Genomic DNA, 14,834 nt, shown 5'->3' with positions numbered 1-14,834 from the left:
GAGTCATTCATGACCAAGACTGTTATCACCAGCGACAAGGCCCCGGCCGCCATCGGTACTTATTCCCAGGCGATCAAGGCCGGTAACACCGTGTACATGTCGGGCCAGATTCCACTGGACCCCAAGACCATGGAGCTGGTGGAAGGCTTCGAAGCCCAGACCGTGCAGGTGTTCGAAAACCTCAAGGCCGTGGCCGAGGCCGCCGGTGGTTCGTTCAAGGACATCGTCAAGCTGAACATCTTCCTCACCGACCTGAGCCACTTCGCCAAGGTCAACGAGGTGATGGGCAAGTACTTCGACCAGCCTTACCCTGCCCGCGCCGCCATCGGCGTGGCCGCCCTACCCAAGGGCGCTCAGGTTGAGATGGATGCCATCCTGGTCATCGAGTAATAAGGCCGGCGCAGCCTCCCCTGCTGCGCCGTTTTCGTTCTGAAAGGATTCCACCATGCGCAAAGCGCTTGCTCTCTCGCTGGCTGCCCTGCTTCTGGGCGGTTGCGCCAGCGACCCTGCCGACCGTGACATCAGCGGCACCTGGATCAACCAGGCAGCCATCGACGCTGCCGCCAAGGGCGGCCCGCTTCGCGAAGCGCTGCAGGGCTACGGCCCGAACCTGGAATGGGACGTCAACACCCGGGCCGGTCAGGCGCGCTACACCAACGGCTTTGAAAACGTCGAAGGCAAGTTGCTGGGCGAAGAAGACGGCGCCTGGAAAGTCGATTTCTACGGCAGCTCCGCCAGCGAACTCAAGCGCGATGGCGACCAGTTAAGCCAGGCCGCCACCGAGAACGAACCGCAGCAGGTGTTCGACCGGGCGTCAGTCCAGGTACCCGCAGGTGCGCCGATCGGCGCCAGTTTCGAGCGAGCGCTGTATGCCGCCTACCTGGGTGGCACCTGGAGCATCGTCAACGGCCCCGGCCAGGGCGCCAGCGTGCAATTCCAGCCCGACGGCCAGGTCAGCGGGCTGCCGGGCGCCGATCGTTACGCCTTGTGCCTGGCCGGCGATTGCGCCTCCATGAGCGGTGGCAACGACAACATCTGGTTGCAGCAGAACGGCCAGGGCAACACCTGGATCTTTGCCCGCGACGGCAAGCGGCTGGAGATTTTCCAGACCGTCAACGCCGCGCTGGCCGATGAAATGCCGTCGTTCACGCCGGGGACTCGGCAATGGGTGCTGGAAAAGCAGTAAGGGATAGGGCGCCTCGAAATAAATGTACGGGCGCCCCACGCCGGTAAAGGTTCACACGCGAGAGGGGACAGGCTTTCTTCTGCCCAGGCGGATCAGCTCATTGGAGAAACACAACCCAATGATGATCAGCAGTGCGCCCGGGTACAGGCTTTCGCGTGGCACCTCATTGAGCACAACAAATGCCAGCAGTGCGGCGAACAGCGGCTCGGTCAGCTCCAAGGCTTGCACCTGGGATGGCTTGAGGTACTCGATTGCCTTGGTGGTGCAAAAAAAGCCGAGGATGGTCGGCAGCGCGGCCAGCGCCAGCAGTGCGGCAATCGCCCAGGGCGACAGCTCACCGATCACGAAGCCGTCGGCCGAAGCCGGCATCAGCAAGTACAGGCTGCCGAAGAACAGCAACTGACGAGTGAAGTGCAGCCCACCGGACACGCCCATCCGTTTCATGGCTACCGAAAACGCCCCATAGCCGCAGCCCGCCATGGACGCGAGCGCAACGCCTTGGAGCGTGAAGCCCTGCCGCAGATCGGCGCCAAAGATCACCGCGATTCCGGCGATCGCCAAGGCGGCCCCCACAGTGGCGTTCGCGGTGATCGCATCCTTGAGGATTATGCGTCCGAGCACAATCGAGGAAATGGAAGCACTGGCCATCAGCATCACGACTACACCCGCCGCAGCGTAATGCCGATAGGCAGCCGTTTCGAAGTGGAACAGCACAAAGATACCGAGAAACGCGCAGATCGCCGCCTGGGTCCATTTGGCCGTCGTCGCCGGACGCTTGATAAACAGCAGCAAGGCCGAGAGCAGTAGACAACCCAGGACGGTCTTTATGACGGCGACACTGCTGGCGGTGAAGCCATTGCTCATGAGCACTTTGCTGAGCACGCCTATCGTGGCGTTAAGTGCGGCGGCGGAGAGTGCAAAGATAACGCCTTTGCTGAAACTGGCTTGCATTGATGACGGTCCTTGTCGCGGTTAGGTCGTTCGATCGGATGTTGGCCCACATCGACGACGCAAAAGATGATTGAAACGGTTGCGAGTGGCCTTCGGATCACTCCTGGTTTCGGCAAGCAACGGATAATGCTCGGCGAGCTCGATGAGCCAAGTCAAGACGTGGAAGGTACTCAGGACGGTAAGAGCCCATAGAGATCTAGCCCTTGGCTCCGAACACTATCATCGAGCACACGCCGAGCAAGCCCGTGTCAGCTGCGCCCTTCCAGAATCGCCGCATACCCCTGGCGAAAACTCGGATACCGCGGCGTCCAGCCCAAGGCCTTCGCCCGGGCATTGCTGCAGCGCTTGCTGCCGGCACGACGCACGCTGGCGTCTTCGGCCCACTGGGTGACGCCCATGTATTCACGCAACCAGCCCACCACCTCGGCCAGCGGCGCAGGGGCGTCGTCGACGCCGATGTAGCAATCGTCCAGCATCTGGCCCTGGCGATCGGCCTCCAGCAGGAACGCCAGCAAGCCGGCCGCATCGTCGGCGTGGATGCGATTGGCGTACAGCGGCGGGTCGATCACGACGCGATACCCTTGGCGCACCTGGCTCAGCAACCATTCCCGACCCGGCCCATAGATGCCGGTCAGGCGCACGCGGCTGGCCGGGATGCCACTGTCCAAGGCCACTTGCTCGGCTTCGAGCATCAGGCGACCGGAATAGCCGCTGGCCACGGTTGGCGAGGTTTCATCCACCCATTCGCCCAGCTGTTGCCCATAAACACTGCTGCTGGACACAAACAGCAGACGCTTGGGCTGCTGCCCATGCTGCTTCAACCAGCCCAACACATGCTGCAACCCTTCGACATAAGCCGAGCGATAGCCCGCTTCGTCATGGTCGGTGGCCGCGGCGCTGTACACCAGGTAATCCAGTGTCCCAGCGGGCCAGTCGGCGGGACATTGCTCGCTGAACAAATCCCCCGCCACCCCGATGACGCCCGCCGGCAGGTTCGAAACCGTGCGCCGCAAGCCATACACCTGCCACTGTTCGGCCACTAACTGGCTGGCCAGGCGGCCGCCAATATCACCGCAGCCGGCGATTAAAACAGAAGGCGCGGACATCAAAAATTCCTCTGGCAAAGCCGCAGACTAGCCTCCGAGGAGGACGGACGGCTAGCCATGGCACAAAAAAAGTAACTGTATTACTTTTGTTAACAAGAATTACTTGCAATAATGCCCGCCAGTTTTGTTCTCGGCCCCCGAGGCCTGGAAGAACATCAACCTTCTTTTTTCTCTCAGGTCCGGCCAGCATGAAACGCTCTCTATCCCCCGCTTCGCCAACCAATCGACCTCGTGCCTGGGGCACGGTAGCCGCCCTGCTATTCAGCCTGCTGCTGGCACCTGCCGCCGCGTTCGCCGATGCACAGGCGCCCGCCACGACCCCGGCCACCGCACCGGCTGCTGCCCAGGCACCGGCCGACCCGGCCGCTCCCGTTGCAACGCCGGTCGCCACCGACCCGGCCCAGGCCGTCGAAGCCGACGCACCTCAAGTGCTCGAAGCCGACAACTCCCTGGGCATGGCCCACGACCTGTCGCCATGGGGCATGTACAAGAACGCCGACATTATCGTGAAAATCGTGATGATCGGCCTGGCCATCGCCTCGATCATCACCTGGACTATCTGGATTGCCAAAGGCTTCGAGCTGCTGGGTGCCAAGCGTCGCTTGCGTGGTGAAATCGCCGCCCTGAAAAAAGCCACCACCCTCAAGGAAGCCAGCGCCACCGCCGCGAAGGCAGGCACTCTTGCCAACCTGCTCGTGCATGACGCACTCGAAGAGATGCGCCTGTCGGCCAACAGCCGCGAGAAAGAAGGCATCAAGGAACGCGTGAGCTTCCGCCTCGAACGCCTGGTCGCCGCCTGCGGTCGCAACATGAGCAGCGGCACCGGCGTGCTTGCCACCATCGGCTCTACCGCGCCATTCGTCGGTCTGTTCGGCACCGTGTGGGGCATCATGAACAGCTTCATCGGCATCGCCAAGACCCAGACCACCAACCTCGCCGTCGTCGCACCCGGCATCGCCGAAGCCTTGCTGGCAACGGCCTTGGGCCTGGTCGCAGCGATCCCGGCCGTCGTGATCTACAACGTCTTCGCCCGCTCCATTGCCGGCTACAAGGCCCAGGTCTCCGATGCTTCGGCCGAAGTCCTGCTGCTGGTCAGCCGTGACCTCGACCACCTGCCGCCCGAGCGTGGCTCGCAACCGCACATGGTGAAAGTGGGGTAATCGGCCATGGGCCTGCATTTGAAAGAAGGCGCAGACGACGATCTGGCCGAGAACCACGAAATCAACGTCACGCCGTTCATCGACGTGATGCTGGTGCTGTTGATCATCTTCATGGTGGCCGCCCCGCTTGCCACCGTGGACATCAAGGTTGACCTGCCGGCGTCGACGGCCAAGCCTTCGCCACGGCCGGAGAAACCGGTGTTCCTCAGCGTCAAGGCCGACCAGCGCCTGTTCCTGGGCGAAGAAGAGGTCAAGGCCGAAACCCTCGGCGCAACCCTCGACGCCAAGACCCAAGGCAAGAAAGACACGACGATCTTCTTCCAGGCCGACAAAGGCGTGGACTACGGCGACCTGATGAGCGTGATGGACGCGCTGCGGGGCGCTGGCTACCTGAAGGTCGGCCTAGTCGGACTCGAGACGGCGCGGCAGAAATGATCACGACGCGCCAAAAGCTGACGCGTTACAGCGGTAGCCTGGCAGTGGTGCTGGGCGTGCATGCGCTCGCCATCGCCCTGGCGTTGAACTGGACATCGCGCCCGCCCATCGAATTGCCTCCCCAGGCGATGATGGTCGAGCTGGCGCCGGTACCAGCCCCGCCGCCGCCGGCACCGCCAAAAGTCGTCACACCGCCGCAACCTCCCGAGCCGGTCGAAGAATTGCCTCTGCCCAAGCTTGCCGAAGCGCCGAAGCCGGAGATTTCCGTGCCCAAGCCGGTCAAGCCCAAGCCAAAGCCGCAACCGCCCAAACCCAAACCGGTGGAGAAAAAGCCCGAGCCGCCGAAGGAACAGCCGTCGGAGCAGAAGCCCAGCGACACCCCGCCAACCCAGTCGGTGGCCGAGAAGTCCGCGCAACCGGCTCCTGGCCCGTCACCTGCACAATCGGCTGCCAAGGCCAACTGGCAGGGCACGCTGCTGGCGCACCTGGGCAAGTACAAGAAGTACCCGCCCAGGGCCCAGCAGATGAACAAGGAAGGCATGAACCGCCTGCGCTTCGTGGTGGATGCCGAAGGTAACGTGTTGTCATTCGAACTGGTGGGCAGCTCCGGCACGGACTCCCTGGACCGGGCCACCCTGGAAATGATCCGCCGCGCCCAACCGCTGCCCAAGCCGCCGGCGGAGCTGCTGACCAACGGCACCATCGAACTGACGGCACCGTTTGTGTACTCCATCGACAAGCGCCGGCGCTGACTGAACCTGGCAACCCGGTAGCAGGTGAATCCCGTGGCGAGGGAGCTTGCTCCCGCTGGACTGCGCAGCAGGCCGTGGCCCGATCAACACGATCTGCCTGATACAGCGCATTCACTGGTTTTGGGGCCGCTTCGCGGCCCAGCGGGAGCAAGCTCCCTCGCCACAATAAGTACAACCGACAGAAAGGCATCGAAAGATGCCTTTTTCATATTCGGCAACGCCCCAGCAGACATTGGACAGTGTCACACCGCCCCCCCAGTCTGATAACGTGCGTCTATCGATTGCAGCCGGTATGCTTGGCTCGCAACTTCACGGACGCTCGCCATGACCCTCACAGAATTACGCTACATCGTGACCCTCGCCCAAGAGCAGCATTTCGGCCATGCGGCCGAGCGTTGCCACGTCAGCCAGCCGACGCTGTCGGTGGGCGTGAAAAAGCTTGAAGACGAACTCGGTGTGCTGATTTTCGAGCGCAGCAAAAGCGCCGTGCGCCTGACTCCAGTGGGCGAAGGCATCGTGGCCCAGGCGCAAAAGGTCCTGGAGCAGGCCCAGGGTATTCGCGAACTGGCCCAGGCCGGCAAGAACCAACTGACCGCCCCGCTGAAAGTCGGCGCGATCTACACCGTCGGCCCGTACCTGTTCCCGCACCTGATTCCGCAACTGCACCGGGTCGCCCCGCAGATGCCGTTGTACATCGAAGAAAACTTCACCCATGTGCTGCGCGACAAGCTGCGCAACGGCGAGCTGGACGCGATCATCATCGCCCTGCCATTCAACGAAGCCGACGTCCTGACCCTGCCGCTCTACGACGAACCGTTCTACGTCCTGATGCCGGCCCAGCACCCCTGGACCCAGAAAAAGACCATCGACGCCGCCCAGCTCAACGACAAGAGCCTGCTGTTGCTTGGCGAAGGCCACTGCTTCCGCGACCAGGTGCTCGAAGCCTGCCCGACCCTGACCAAGGGCAACGAAGGCGCCAAGCACACCACGGTGGAGTCCAGCTCCCTGGAAACCATCCGCCACATGGTCGCGTCGGGCCTGGGTATTTCGATCCTGCCGCTGTCGGCGGTGGACAGCCATCATTACTCCCCGGGCGTGATCGAAGTCCGCCCGCTGACGCCGCCCGTGCCGTTCCGCACCGTGGCCATCGCCTGGCGCGCCAGTTTCCCGCGGCCCAAGGCCATCGAAATCCTCGCCGACTCGATCCGCCTGTGCTCCGTGGCCAAGCCGCCCGCTGGCAAGTAAGCCGCTCTCATGACTGAGCTGTCGAAAGTGCCGGTCACCACACTCAAGGGTGTCGGTGAAGCCATGGCCGAAAAACTGGCCAAGGTCGGCCTGGAAACCCTCCAGGACCTGCTGTTCCACCTGCCGCTGCGTTACCAGGACCGCACCCGCGTGGTGCCCATCGGCCATCTACGCCCGGGACAGGATGCGGTGATCGAAGGCACCGTCAGCGGCGCCGACGTGGTCATGGGCCGCCGTCGCAGCCTGGTGGTGCGCTTGCAGGATGGCACCGGCGGGCTCAGCCTGCGCTTCTATCATTTCAGCAATGCGCAAAAGGAGGGCCTCAAGCGCGGCACCCGTGTGCGCTGCTACGGCGAGGCGCGGCCCGGGGCTTCGGGGCTGGAGATCTATCACCCGGAATACCGCGCCATCACCGGTGACGAACCGCCGCCGGTGGACGAAACCCTGACCCCGGTCTACCCCCTCACCGAAGGCCTGACCCAACAACGCCTGCGCCAGCTCTGCCAGCAAACCCTAACCCTGCTCGGCCCCAGCAGCCTGCCCGACTGGCTGCCCACGGAACTGGCCCGGGATTACCACTTGGCCCCCCTGGCCGATGCGATCCGCTACTTGCACCATCCGCCCGCCGATGCCGACGTGGACGAACTCGCCGTCGGCCATCACTGGGCCCAGCATCGCCTGGCGTTCGAAGAGCTGCTGACTCATCAACTGTCCCAACAACGCCTGCGCGAAAGCCTGCGTTCCCTGCGCGCCCCAGCCATGCCCAAGGCCAGGGATCTGCCGGCCCGCTACCTGGCCAACCTCGGGTTCACCCCCACAGGCGCCCAGCAACGGGTCGGCAACGAAATCGCCTACGACCTGAGCCAGCCCGAGCCGATGCTGCGGTTGATCCAGGGCGATGTCGGCGCCGGCAAGACCGTGGTCGCCGCCCTCGCCGCGCTCCAGGCCCTGGAAGCGGGGTATCAAGTGGCGCTGATGGCGCCCACCGAGATCCTCGCCGAACAACATTTCATCACCTTCCAGCGCTGGCTCGAACCGCTGGGCATCGAAGTCGCCTGGCTGGCCGGCAAGCTCAAGGGCAAGAACCGCGCCGCCGCCCTGGCGCAGATCGCCGAAGGCGCACCGATGGTGGTCGGCACCCATGCGCTGTTCCAGGACGAAGTGCAGTTCAAGAACCTGGCCCTGGTGATCATCGATGAACAGCACCGCTTCGGCGTGCAGCAGCGCCTGGCCCTGCGGCAGAAAGGCGTGGGCGGGCGGATGTGCCCTCATCAACTGATCATGACCGCGACGCCGATCCCGCGAACCCTGGCGATGAGCGCCTACGCCGACCTCGACACCTCGATCCTCGACGAACTGCCGCCCGGCCGTACGCCGGTCAACACCGTGCTGGTGACCGATACCCGACGAGTGGAGGTGATCGAGCGCGTGCGCAGCGCCTGCGCCGAAGGGCGGCAGGCTTATTGGGTGTGCACGCTGATCGAAGAGTCGGAAGAACTGACCTGCCAGGCGGCCGAGACCACCTTTGAGGACCTCACCGCCGCCCTCGGCGAGTTGAAGGTCGGGCTGATCCACGGACGCATGAAGCCCGCCGAGAAAGCCGCCGTCATGGCTGAGTTCAAGGCCGGCGCCCTGCAACTTTTGGTTGCCACCACGGTGATCGAGGTGGGCGTCGACGTGCCCAACGCCAGCTTGATGATCATCGAAAACCCCGAGCGCCTGGGCCTGGCACAGTTGCACCAGTTGCGCGGACGCGTGGGTCGAGGCAGCGCCGCCAGTCATTGCGTCCTGCTGTATCACCCGCCGCTGTCGCAGATCGGTCGCCAGCGGTTGGGCATCATGCGCGAAACCAACGACGGTTTCGTCATCGCCGAAAAAGACCTCGAATTGCGCGGCCCCGGTGAAATGCTCGGCACGCGCCAGACCGGTCTGCTTCAATTCAAGGTAGCCGACCTGATGCGCGACGCCGACCTGCTCCCCGCCGTACGCGATGCCGCCCAGGCGCTGCTGGAACGCTGGCCCGACCACGTCAGCCCGCTGCTGGATCGCTGGCTGCGTCACGGGCAGCAATACGGCCAAGTGTGAGCACGCGCTCAGTTTTCCGGACGCGCGTACCGGACAAGCTGGTTATACTGACCAACTTGTAGGAAAACGGATACAGACCATGACAGAAGCTGCCCTCGTTCCCGAATCCCCGCACGCTCCGTCTGTTATTCGGCTGTTGCTCGAGAAATTGGGCATCGGCTTTGACGAAGTGCTCGAACGCCCCGGCCTGAACCCAGCCCGCAAAGTACAGGCAGTGTTGCTGCACGATGCCGTTGGCGCGCTGATGGTGCTGTTTCCGCAAAGCCAACTGCTGGACCTCAACCGCCTGGCCGAACTCACCGGCCGCAAACTCACGGCAGTGCCTACCGACCGCCTGGAGCGCATGCTCGGTAAACACAGCCTGAGCCTGCTGCCCGGCCTGCCGGCGCTGACCAGTTCACCCTGCCTGTACGAAGAAAGCCTGCTGCGCGAGCCAAAACTGCTGATCAACTCGGGCGAGCCGGGACTGCTGCTGGAAGTCACCAGCGAAGCGTTCAAGACCATGCTCACCAAGGCCAGCGCCGCGACGTTCGGCGAAGCCGTGAGCAACATCACCCCCAACCTGGACCGCCCGCACGACGACCGCGCGGAAATCACCCAAGCCGTACAGGCGTTCACCGCCCGGCGTATCCAGCAACGGCTGGAAGAAACCATCGAGATCCCTCCGCTGGCCGAAACCGCTCAGAAAATCATCAAGCTGCGGGTCGACCCGGACGCGACCATCGATGACATCACCGGCGTCGTCGAAACCGACCCGGCCCTGGCCGCGCAAGTGGTGAGCTGGGCCGCCTCGCCCTACTACGCGTCGCCGGGCAAGATTCGTTCAGTGGAAGACGCCATCGTCCGGGTACTGGGCTTCGACCTGGTGATCAACCTGGCACTGGGCCTGGCCCTGGGCAAGACCCTGAGCCTGCCCAAGGACCACCCGCAACACACCACACCCTACTGGCACCAGTCGATCTACACCGCCGCTGTCATCGAAGGCCTGACCCGCGCCATGCCCCGGGCCCAGCGACCCGAAGGCGGCCTGACCTACCTGTCGGGCCTGCTGCATAACTTCGGCTACCTGTTGCTGGCCCACGTGTTCCCGCCGCACTTCTCGCTGATCTGCCGGCACCTGGAGGTCAACCCGCACCTGTGCCACAGCTACGTGGAACAGCACCTGCTGGGCATCAGTCGCGAGCAGATCGGCGCCTGGCTGATGCGCTACTGGGACATGCCCGACGAACTGGCCACCGCCCTGCGCTTCCAGCACGACCCGCACTACGACGGCGAATACGCCGCCTACCCGAACCTGGTGTGCCTGGCCGTACGCCTGCTGCGCTCGCGAGGGATCGGCTCCGGCCCGGACGAGGAAATTCCCGATGCTCTGCTGGAGCGTGTAGGACTGTCTCGGGACAAGGTCAATGACGTGGTCAGCAAAGTGCTTGAAGCCGAAGTGCTGCTGCGGGAACTGGCTTCGCAGTTCAGCCACGGCTGAATCCGACTTCGCGTCAGCCGGATGAGTCCCTGTGGCGAGGGAGCTTGCTCCCGCTCGACTGCGCAGCAGTCGTAAAAATCCGCTTGGAGCATGATCGTTCCCACGCCCCTGGGAATGCCGCCAGGGACGCTCTGCGTTCCGCTTCTGGAGGGTGACGCAGAGCGTCACGGGATGCATTCCCACGCGGAGCGTAGGAACGATCAGCGCGGCTCGCCTGGAGGATTGCGTCAGCCCATTTGGGGCCGCTTCGCGGCCCAGCGGGAGCAAGCTCCCTTGCCACGCAGGCTTGTCTACGTGTTCCTTGCGGCTTAAGCCAGATAACGAATCACCCAACCACCACCGATATAAGCCCAAGGGTCACCGTCTACCCACGCGAACCCGCACACAACGATCCGGTCATCGGCCATTACCTTCATATCCGTAACAGACTCATACCTCCCTTCCTCGTCGAAAACAGTGAAGCCGCTGCCGTTGAATGACGGATCCAGAGAACCGTCTGGACGAAAGAGGGCTGTCAATGCCGTAAGCCTTTCTTCCACATAACCCGGGCCGGTTGAACCAGCGACGAGGATCGAACCATCTGCACGCAATGAACTACGGCTCCACATTAAGCCTTGAGGCACCAGTAGCGAGAACAGGGGCTGCCCACGATTGAAATTGAAGTCGAAAAATCCCCCGGAAGTTAGAACGAACATCAGCCCATGGGGGACAGAATTGACTGACGCTTTGCCCACTACGACGATCGTGCCATCAGCCTCTCTTATCGAGATACCCTTCACAGAAAGAGCCGCCGTGCTACGGACAGTCACCATCCCTCCATTGAAACTGGTGTCAAGCTGCCCCGAGGCATCAAGACGCAGGACGTACGCAACTCTGGCGTCCGGGTTTTCCTGACCGAACTCACCACTCACCAGCACCTTGCCATCCGCCTGAACAGCGATAGCCTCGACAACATTCCATTCGTGTGGGATACCACCGAGCTCAATAGGTGCAAAACCAGTTCCGTTGAACGTATGGTCCGTCGTACCGTCCGGGTTAAGGCGAAGTACAGCCTGTTTTGAGTAGCCGGCCCCCCTCACATAGCTGACCAAGAGGATCTTTCCATCCTGCTGAACCGCACAAGCGCTCTCGCTACCCGTAACCCTCGGCGCCCCGGTTGAAGATATCTCGCTATCGCGATCAAACGCTTGCGTCCGTATTCCAGCGTCCCTGGGACGGCCATCGCGGATCAAAAGCACCCCTTTTTCACCAAACGACATATCCGGCTGCCCGTCCCGATTATGTCGCACGACATATTTGCCACCCCAGGAACCCTTACGGTACTGCCCAAACACCAGCCATCCACCATCGCTTAAACCGCGCAGCTCTTTAACGCTGTCGAAATAGTGGTCGTCCAGGGAAATCTCAACCAAACCCGATCCATTCCCGCCAAACCCCAGGTCCAGCGAGCCATCCTCGTTCAACCTGGCGAGCGCGACAGGCGCATCAACTCCCAATAAGAGGATGGCTACGAGTAGCTTATTCCCGGGCAATGGCAAAACCGCCTCAGTGTTGAATCCGGAAATCTCGGGTATCGGAAACCTCAGTACACCGCCATCGGCGAAGGTTGGGTCGAGTGTGCCTGTCTCTACGGCTCTTGCTGACTGAACCATGGTTATTGCTCCATCAAGGATGCACGCAATCCAGTTTTAGATAGGTACCTTTATGGAGCGCCTGTACAGGCAGCTTTACACCTGTCAGCAATGACAGTTGTAAAGAACTTTGCGGAATAAGGCGCTTATGCTTTACACCAAACCGACACTCACACTTTCGCCTTGGCCTTGGCCTTCTTCGGCTTCAAGTACTTGGTCAACCCCTGGAACCAGATCACCAGCGCCGGGTTGCCCTTGATCTGGATCGACTTGTCCTGAATCCCCGTCATGAATGCCAGTTGCTTGTTCTTGGCCTGCATCGTGGCGAAGCCATAGGCGGCGTCCTTGAAGGCGATGGCGAAGGCAGGCTCCGGGTAGGTGCCGGACTGGCTGGTGATGCGCTGGTTTTTCACCGTGAAATGCCGGGCGACTTTGCCGTCCAGGGTTTGCAATTGGAACACCAATTCCTTATCGCCCAACTGCTGTTGGAACGCCGGATTGGTCCGGCTGGCCTTGCCCATCAACAACCCCAGCATCCACAGCAGAAAACGAAATTTCATGGGCACCGCCTCGTGAAGAAAGATGAATGGCTGGCAGTTTAGCGATTCCTCGACGGAACGCCATCATCGGATCGCTTTAGCGGAAGATGGATTAGTTTTCTTGCATGATGACTGCCAAGTCACGTTTTAGCGGCGGATGATTGCGGCTTTCATTGTCCTTCAGGGTCCTCAGAGATTTCCTTCAAAACGCCGGGCTGTTCGTGAACTAGGCAGGGCTCTGGTGCGCCGCTAACCTTTGTTCGTCATCGCAAAAAACGGTGACACGGACGTGCAAGTCCGGTACATATCGGCGCGCAACTGCTATGGCGGCTGTGCGTGGGAGACTTTCGAGTCTGCCGGGGTCCGATATGCCCGGTCTTGCACACCTACGCACGGCTGCCACCTTAATTCGGTGCAACGAACGGTGGCTGTTTTCTTCAAATACATATCGGGATACATCTATGTTCAAGGTCACTCCTAATCCGCCACAAAACGGCCACAAATCCCGCGTCCAAGCGCAGGAAGAAAAAAAGCTCGAAGACGCCGCCACCCGCGCCCTCGACTACTACCTCAACCCCCAACCCTCCCCGCCCGAACCCGACAAAAACCAGCTCTTCATCGTCTCCCCCACATCGACACCGAAACCCTGCTGGCCAACGCCTCCGAAGACCTGCTGTCCATCAGCACCATCGCCGCTGACCTGGCTGACGACGTCGACGACTCACGCCGTTGCGTGGCCCTAGCGATCAGTCGCATGGCCGATGGGGTGCAGTTGTTGGTCGAGCGGGCGTTGGATGATCTGGAAAACAAGGGGATGGCGGCGCCTGACGCCAAGGGGTAGCGCTGGCATTGATGCAAGCTGAGCCGACGCCATCGCGAGCGGGCTCGCTCCCACAGGGACTTTGGTCGAGCGCTAATTTCGACTCCACACAAACCCAACGTGGCGAGGGAGCTTGCTCCCGCTGGCCTGCGAAGCAGGCCCCTGCTTTTTGTCAGCCGGACCGCATGAGCCGGTGTTGCGACTGCTGCGCAGCCGAGCGGGAGCAAGCTCCCTCGCCACGGGTTATGGGTTGTCTGGGCTGGCGCCATCGCGAGCAGGCCCGCCCCGGGGTGTTGCAGATATTTCAGCCAGTACAAAACAACTGTGGGAGCGAGCTTGCTCGCGATAGCGACGGGTCAGTCAACATGGATGCCAACTGAACGGACGCTATCGCGAGCAAGCTCGCTCCCACAAGTTTTGGCTGCTGACCAATGATCAGCAGCCCTCACTCAATCAAACATTCGGGCAAGGAACCGGTGCCCAGTCACCCAGGTCCGGGTTCTTGCACATGCTATTGACCTGAGTGGTACCCGCGCTGGCAACCTGCTTGCTCTCATCCTGCTTGGCCTTGGCGGTCTGCAGGGTTTTCTCGGTGGTCACCGCTTCTTTCGGCACGACTGGCAAGTCTTTCTTCTTGGCCGGCTGCACGATCTTGTTCTTTTTCTTGTTGGTGGTCTGGGCCACGACCGGCGTGGTATCAGCAGTGGCCACAGTCACCACGTCAGTACGCTGCACACCCACCTGCTGCAGGTCTTTTTCATAGGCCTGGGTGTAGTTGTTCAGATCTTCCGAGGCCTTGCCGTTGACCGCGACAATCAGGTCGTTCGACTCTTTCAGGCCAGCGACGATTTCCGCCAGGCGCTTGCGGCCTTCGGTGTCGTTGACGGTCTTGGCCTTGCGGTCGGCAACCAGTTTGCTGAACGCGTTCTGGTAGCACTGCTGCGACGTCTTGGCGTAAGCGGTGCTGCGGTCGATGTCGGAGACGCTTTTGTTGACGTCGGCGGCGTAGGAGGCGATGCGCTGGTTGTCATCGGCGATCTGCTTCTGGCGCTCGGTGTAGTAACCGGCAGCACCACCGGCCAGGGCGCCGCCCGCGGCACCGATGGCGGCGTTGCGGCCACGGTCTTCCTTATCGGCGGTCAAAACGCCCAGCAGTGCACCGCCGACCGCGCCAACAGCCGCACCGGTAACCACGGACTTGGTCATGTTGCCTTCGGTAGAGCGCAAGTGCTGCACCGGCTCGTAGCAGTTCGGGTAGTACTCGACCTTGGTGCTCGAGGCGACTTTGGAAGTCGGCGACGTGGCGCAGCCGGTCAGTACGGTGCTGAAGCCGACAGCGACCATCAGCAAGTGACGCTTGGAAACCGAAGCAAATGGTTTACGGGAGAAAAGCATAGTGGTGTTCTCGTTTAAGTGTTGACCTGCTCAGCGCGGCGCTATCGCC

Annotated in this window: 13 protein-coding genes and 1 pseudogene; 9 read left to right on the top strand and 5 right to left on the bottom strand. The window is 62.0% G+C overall.

Annotated features, from left to right (window positions below; genetic code table 11):
• Nucleotides 1-9 precede the first annotated feature (9 nt).
• Nucleotides 10-390: a RidA family protein gene (locus TK06_RS21875; RefSeq protein WP_003206880.1), complete on the top strand. Its 381-nt coding sequence runs from the start codon at nt 10-12 to the stop codon at nt 388-390.
• Between the two features lie 55 nt (nt 391-445).
• Complete coding sequence (locus TK06_RS21870; RefSeq protein WP_063323796.1) at nt 446-1,186, top strand: hypothetical protein; 741 nt, start codon at nt 446-448, stop codon at nt 1,184-1,186.
• 51 nt (nt 1,187-1,237) lie between these two features.
• On the opposite strand, the gene TK06_RS21865 is transcribed toward TK06_RS21870, so the two are convergent.
• Nucleotides 1,238-2,137, bottom strand: coding sequence for a DMT family transporter (locus TK06_RS21865; protein WP_063323795.1), 900 nt, complete (start codon nt 2,135-2,137; stop codon nt 1,238-1,240).
• 248 nt (nt 2,138-2,385) lie between these two features.
• Nucleotides 2,386-3,243, bottom strand: coding sequence for an SDR family oxidoreductase (locus TK06_RS21860; protein ID WP_063323794.1), 858 nt, complete (start codon nt 3,241-3,243; stop codon nt 2,386-2,388).
• 188 nt (nt 3,244-3,431) lie between these two features.
• On the opposite strand from TK06_RS21860, the gene exbB reads away from it, so the two are divergent.
• From exbB to TK06_RS21830, 6 genes are all read left to right on the top strand, one after another.
• Nucleotides 3,432-4,403, top strand: coding sequence for a tonB-system energizer ExbB (exbB, locus tag TK06_RS21855; protein WP_063323793.1), 972 nt, complete (start codon nt 3,432-3,434; stop codon nt 4,401-4,403).
• Nucleotides 4,404-4,409: 6 nt separating this feature from the next.
• The gene (gene exbD / locus TK06_RS21850; protein WP_063323792.1) at nt 4,410-4,838 is read left to right on the top strand and encodes a TonB system transport protein ExbD; all 429 of its coding nucleotides are present in this window, start codon (nt 4,410-4,412) and stop codon (nt 4,836-4,838) included.
• A complete protein-coding gene (locus TK06_RS21845) occupies nt 4,835-5,590 on the top strand; it encodes an energy transducer TonB (RefSeq protein ID WP_063323791.1) in 756 nt (251 codons plus the stop codon). Before exbD ends, TK06_RS21845 begins: the two co-directional genes overlap by 4 nt.
• A gap of 324 nt (nt 5,591-5,914) precedes the next feature.
• Nucleotides 5,915-6,835 carry a hydrogen peroxide-inducible genes activator gene (locus tag TK06_RS21840; protein WP_063323790.1) on the top strand — a complete coding sequence of 307 codons (921 nt, stop codon included), beginning with the start codon at nt 5,915-5,917 and terminating at the stop codon, nt 6,833-6,835.
• 9 nt (nt 6,836-6,844) lie between these two features.
• Entirely contained in the window at nt 6,845-8,920 is a 2,076-nt protein-coding gene (gene recG / locus TK06_RS21835) for an ATP-dependent DNA helicase RecG (RefSeq protein ID WP_063323789.1), read from the top strand.
• 79 nt (nt 8,921-8,999) lie between these two features.
• A complete protein-coding gene (locus TK06_RS21830) occupies nt 9,000-10,400 on the top strand; it encodes an aminoacyl-tRNA deacylase and HDOD domain-containing protein (protein ID WP_063323788.1) in 1,401 nt (466 codons plus the stop codon).
• 308 nt (nt 10,401-10,708) lie between these two features.
• Here TK06_RS21830 and TK06_RS21825 read toward each other — a convergent pair whose 3' ends face one another.
• Both TK06_RS21825 and TK06_RS21820 read right to left on the bottom strand, forming a co-directional pair.
• Complete coding sequence (locus TK06_RS21825) at nt 10,709-12,052, bottom strand: hypothetical protein (protein ID WP_063323787.1); 1,344 nt, start codon at nt 12,050-12,052, stop codon at nt 10,709-10,711.
• Nucleotides 12,053-12,201: 149 nt separating this feature from the next.
• Nucleotides 12,202-12,591 carry a hypothetical protein gene (locus TK06_RS21820; RefSeq protein WP_063323786.1) on the bottom strand — a complete coding sequence of 130 codons (390 nt, stop codon included), beginning with the start codon at nt 12,589-12,591 and terminating at the stop codon, nt 12,202-12,204.
• 440 nt (nt 12,592-13,031) lie between these two features.
• On the opposite strand from TK06_RS21820, the pseudogene TK06_RS21815 reads away from it, so the two are divergent.
• Nucleotides 13,032-13,411: pseudogene (locus TK06_RS21815) on the top strand (DUF6124 family protein).
• Nucleotides 13,412-13,843: 432 nt separating this feature from the next.
• Here TK06_RS21815 and tagQ read toward each other — a convergent pair.
• On the bottom strand, nt 13,844-14,785 hold the full coding sequence (gene tagQ, locus TK06_RS21810) for a type VI secretion system-associated lipoprotein TagQ (RefSeq protein WP_063323785.1): 942 nt from the start codon (nt 14,783-14,785) through the stop codon (nt 13,844-13,846).
• Nucleotides 14,786-14,834: the final 49 nt, after the last annotated feature.

It is taken from the genome of Pseudomonas fluorescens, from assembly GCF_001623525.1.
In the GTDB taxonomy this organism is placed as follows: domain Bacteria; phylum Pseudomonadota; class Gammaproteobacteria; order Pseudomonadales; family Pseudomonadaceae; genus Aquipseudomonas; species Aquipseudomonas fluorescens_Q.
The sequence above is the reverse complement of the archived record's forward strand: the minus strand, read 5'-3'. Positions and strand labels throughout refer to the sequence as shown.